The organism is Sulfuricurvum sp., assembly GCF_023250475.1.
Lineage (GTDB): Bacteria > Campylobacterota > Campylobacteria > Campylobacterales > Sulfurimonadaceae > Sulfuricurvum.
The window spans coordinates 1-3,709 of the sequence record NZ_JAHFAQ010000165.1 but is presented as its reverse complement, the minus strand read 5'-3'; the positions used below and the strand labels follow the sequence as shown (position 1 = coordinate 3,709).

General features: G+C 48.3%; 5 protein-coding genes. 1 reads left to right on the top strand and 4 read right to left on the bottom strand.

Features of this window, described 5'->3' with window-relative positions; translation table 11 throughout:
* Positions 1-397, top strand: a 397-nt coding sequence (locus tag Q0C19_RS11445; RefSeq protein ID WP_295056131.1) for an SAM-dependent methyltransferase, incomplete at its 5' end; no start/stop codon positions are given.
* Here the strand turns inward: Q0C19_RS11445 and Q0C19_RS11440 are convergent.
* From Q0C19_RS11440 to Q0C19_RS11425, 4 genes are all read right to left on the bottom strand, one after another.
* A complete protein-coding gene (locus Q0C19_RS11440) occupies positions 390-803 on the bottom strand; it encodes an Rrf2 family transcriptional regulator (protein WP_295056128.1) in 414 nt (137 codons plus the stop codon). The genes Q0C19_RS11445 and Q0C19_RS11440 overlap by 8 nt on opposite strands.
* An 83-nt stretch (positions 804-886) precedes the next feature.
* A complete protein-coding gene (locus tag Q0C19_RS11435; protein ID WP_295056126.1) occupies positions 887-2,011 on the bottom strand; it encodes a hypothetical protein in 1,125 nt (374 codons plus the stop codon).
* Positions 2,012-2,121: 110 nt separating this feature from the next.
* A complete protein-coding gene (locus Q0C19_RS11430) occupies positions 2,122-2,898 on the bottom strand; it encodes a polysaccharide deacetylase family protein (protein ID WP_295056123.1) in 777 nt (258 codons plus the stop codon).
* Between the two features lie 40 nt (positions 2,899-2,938).
* Positions 2,939-3,709, bottom strand: a 771-nt coding sequence (locus Q0C19_RS11425) for an ABC transporter permease (protein WP_295056120.1), incomplete at its 5' end; no start/stop codon positions are given.

Genomic DNA, 3,709 nt, shown 5'->3' with positions numbered 1-3,709 from the left:
TGTCAGCGGACCTGCTTGTGCGGGAATCCCTCCGACCGCACGAGGGTATGCGGCAAGTTTTTCCGTCGTATCGGCGCATCTGAAAGAGGGAAAATTCAACACCGACTGGCTACCGTTGCTTAAACTGAAGAATCATACTACGGTTGTGTTGATGGGGCTCAGTTTGGCAAATACCATTCGTAAAGCCGCGTTGGCGGCAGGGGTATCCAAAAATCTTCCGGTAGCAATCATCGCAAATGCTTCCCGTCCGGAGCAGCAGAGTGTTGTGACAACGTTGGCCGATTTAACAAAAGCGGCAAAAACATTGGAAGGTCCTGCGGTCATTGTCTTTGGAGATGTTGTTAACCTCCATGGAAAGCTGCCGCAGTATCAACTGCAGCAAGTGGACGTTAAATAAAGTACATCGATTGTTGATCGAGGGCATTGCCCTGATCGACGAGATCTTGGAGTGTTTCATGAAAAACACTTTTCATATCCTCTCGAATCCGATTCCAGTAGAGATGTAAAATCGGTTGTAACCGCTCATCCGTAGGGTTACATAACTCCCCTTCCAGCGCCACTAAAATTTCAAACACTGCAATCGCATTCGGAGCTTTCGCGAGCAAATAGCCTCCGCCTGCCCCCCGTATGCTTTGAATCAGCCCCTCTTTGCGCAACGTAGCGAGAATTTGTTCCAGATAATTTTGGGGAATATTGGCTTTTTCGGCGATATCGCGGATTTGAAGATGCCCTTGACCGTAATGGAGCGCTAACTCATACATGGCGGCAAGGCCATAGCTCCCTTTAGTAGAAATACCTGCCACTGTTCTCTCCTATTGGATTGTAGTGGTCGTATTGTATTGGAGGTAGTGTTAATAGTCCATTAAGGACATCGATTTAGAAGAGATTATTCGCTCTCTTTAGGCGATTTGAATGATTTCACATCAATACGGCGAGGGGGACGTTTCGCAGCAGCAGGTGCTTCTGAGGGTTTCCGATCTTGGTAAGGCTTCTTGTCGCCGAACGGCTTTTTATCTCCGTAAGGTTTTTTATCTCCGTAAGGTTTTTTCTCACCGAAGGCAGGTTTGTCGCCGTAAGGCTTCTTGTCCCCGAACGGTTTTTTATCTCCGTAAGGTTTCTTCTCGCCGAAGGCAGGTTTGTCGCCGTAAGGTTTCTTCTCGCCGAAGGCAGGTTTGTCACCGTAAGGCTTTTTGTCTCCATAAGGTTTCTTATCACCATAAGGTTTTTTCTCATCAGAACTTTTTTCTTTGTCCCCGAAGAATTTCGGTTTGCTGCTGTAAGGGGTTCTGGTAGCTTTTTCCGCATCTGAGCGCGGTGTTCCGTCGATGTAGTGGTTACGTTCGCGTGTTTTGCCTTCAAAGATCGGCTTTCCGCTCTCATCTTTTCCGACAAAGCGGGGTTTGCTGCCGTGTTGTTTTTTTGCCATAAAACCATCCCCTTCATTGCGTGGAGGGCGTTTGTCGCCGCGTGCATCATCACGAGCGCGCTCAGGATGGGTGTCGCGAATCGGCTTTTTGTCACGATTTCTCGGATCACTCGCATCACGGGCCTCCCGCTCGTCGCGACGTGCCTTTGCTTCGGCTTTTTGCTGATTGTCTACGGCGATTCCGAAATCGGGTTCGAACCCTTTTACCACCTCTTGCGTGATGGTTCGTCCGTTGAGAAGTTCGATCGGATAGAGCCGTTTTTGATCCTCTTCATCGAGAGTAATGAGAGCATATTCGCTGGCTCGCGCATATCGTGACATATAGACAATTGCTTTATCCGGAAGATCATAGCTGATAAGAACTTCGCATCGCAGATCAGGGGTTTGTGCCAGTTCGGCATCACTTAAAACGGTAATGTTTTTTCCGGCAAAAATAGTGGGAAGCTCTCCGGCATCGGTGGAGGTGACAACGAGAATGCTTTTTCCGGCATTGCGCTCAATTAAAAAATGGATGAGTTCATTTTTGCGCGGTCGGTTACACGGATGGATACGGTGGTTTTGGCGTTTGATTGGTGTCGATGACATAAAAAGTCCTTGGGTACATAGGCCTCATTCAAGAGGGGGGATAAGCGGTCGGTGAAGAAAACGTAAGCGTAGACCGAAAACGCAAATGATTATGTAATTATAGCGTGATTTTACCGATAAGCTTTAATCCCCAGCAATTCATCAAGCCGTAGAAACGTATAGCCCATTTCGCGCAGTTTATCGATCACTCTTTCAAGCGATGCCACACTGGTCGGATTGCGGTGCATCAGTATGATATCGCCGTTACGGATGTTGGAGAGTACATTCTCTACGACGGCATCGGGATCTTTAAGTGTCCAGTCGAGCGAATCAAGGGACCACAGCAACGTTGTCATCCCTTGTGCGTTTGCGCAATCGACGACGAGCGGATTAATCGAGCCGTAGGGTGGCCGATAAAGGAGGGGATAGTGTCCGGTAATGGCCTCTATACGGGTTGCCGCTTGATCGATTTGGTAAGTGATTGCACTCTCATTGAGGTCGCTGAGGCGCGGATGGTTGAAGGTATGGTTAAGGACAAGGTGCCCCTCCTCATTCGTTCGCTGCACTACCGAGACGTTACTATCCTTCATGGTTCCGCCGATCATGAAAAAGGCGGCTTTGACATGATGGGAGTGGAGAATATCGAGGAGTTTGCGGGTGTTGTTTTCATCGGGTGCATCATCGAAAGTAAGGGCAATGTTTTTGCGGGAAGGGTCGCCGTTGACGATGACGTTTTTATAGTGTCCGGTTTGGACAGGTGTGATCGTATTGATACGCCATTTATCTAAAAAACCGGTTAGGTTCGCATCCAAAAGGGGAGAATATCCGCGAATGTCATAGATGACGTCGGTTCCGGCAAACGTGACAAGTTGAAAAAAAAAGAAAAAGGGTAAAAAAAGTTTGCTCATGTATATCGTTTCTGTTAAAAATAAAGATGAATTATACCCGCTAATCGAGGGTCTTTTTGTAAAACTTCACCGCCAGCGTCATCATAATAAGACCGATCAGCATCAGCGGCCAAATATTGGGCCACAGCATCGAGAGATCGTTGTCTTTGAGAACAATACCGCGGATAAGCCGATTAAAATAGGTGAGGGGGAGTATTTCACCTATATGCTGAGCCCATGAGGGCATCCCTGAGAAAGGGAACATAAATCCGGAGAGGAGAATGCTGGGGAGGAAATAGAATATTGTGAGTTGCAATGCCTGCAGCATATTCTGCGCCAAAGAGGAGATAGTGATACCGATGGTGAGATTGACCACAATAAAAAGGAGGGCAACTCCATAGGCTAAGGTAATTGAGCCGTTAAAAGGGACACCGAATACAAAATGGGAAGCAAAAAGAATCAGCGAAGCCTGGATCAGCCCGATAAAGACATAGGGGATGATTTTGCCTGTCATAATCTCCAATGGGCGGGCGGGGGTGGCAAGGAGATTCTCCATGGTTCCGTGTTCCCGCTCGCGGGTAATGGCAAGTGCCGTCATCATGGTCAGCGTCATCGTCATGACTGTCCCCATAAGGCCGGGGATGACGTTGTACTGATTGATTCCGTTGGGATTATAGAGGCGGTGTACCCGTACATCAAACGGCTTCTTTTGAGACCAGAGTCCCGAGAGGCTCCCGGCTAAGTCTTTTTTAACAACCTGTTCAGCGATCCCCTCGATGGAGGAGAGGGCGATAGAGATTGTGATCGGATCGGTTGCATCGGCTTCGAGGAG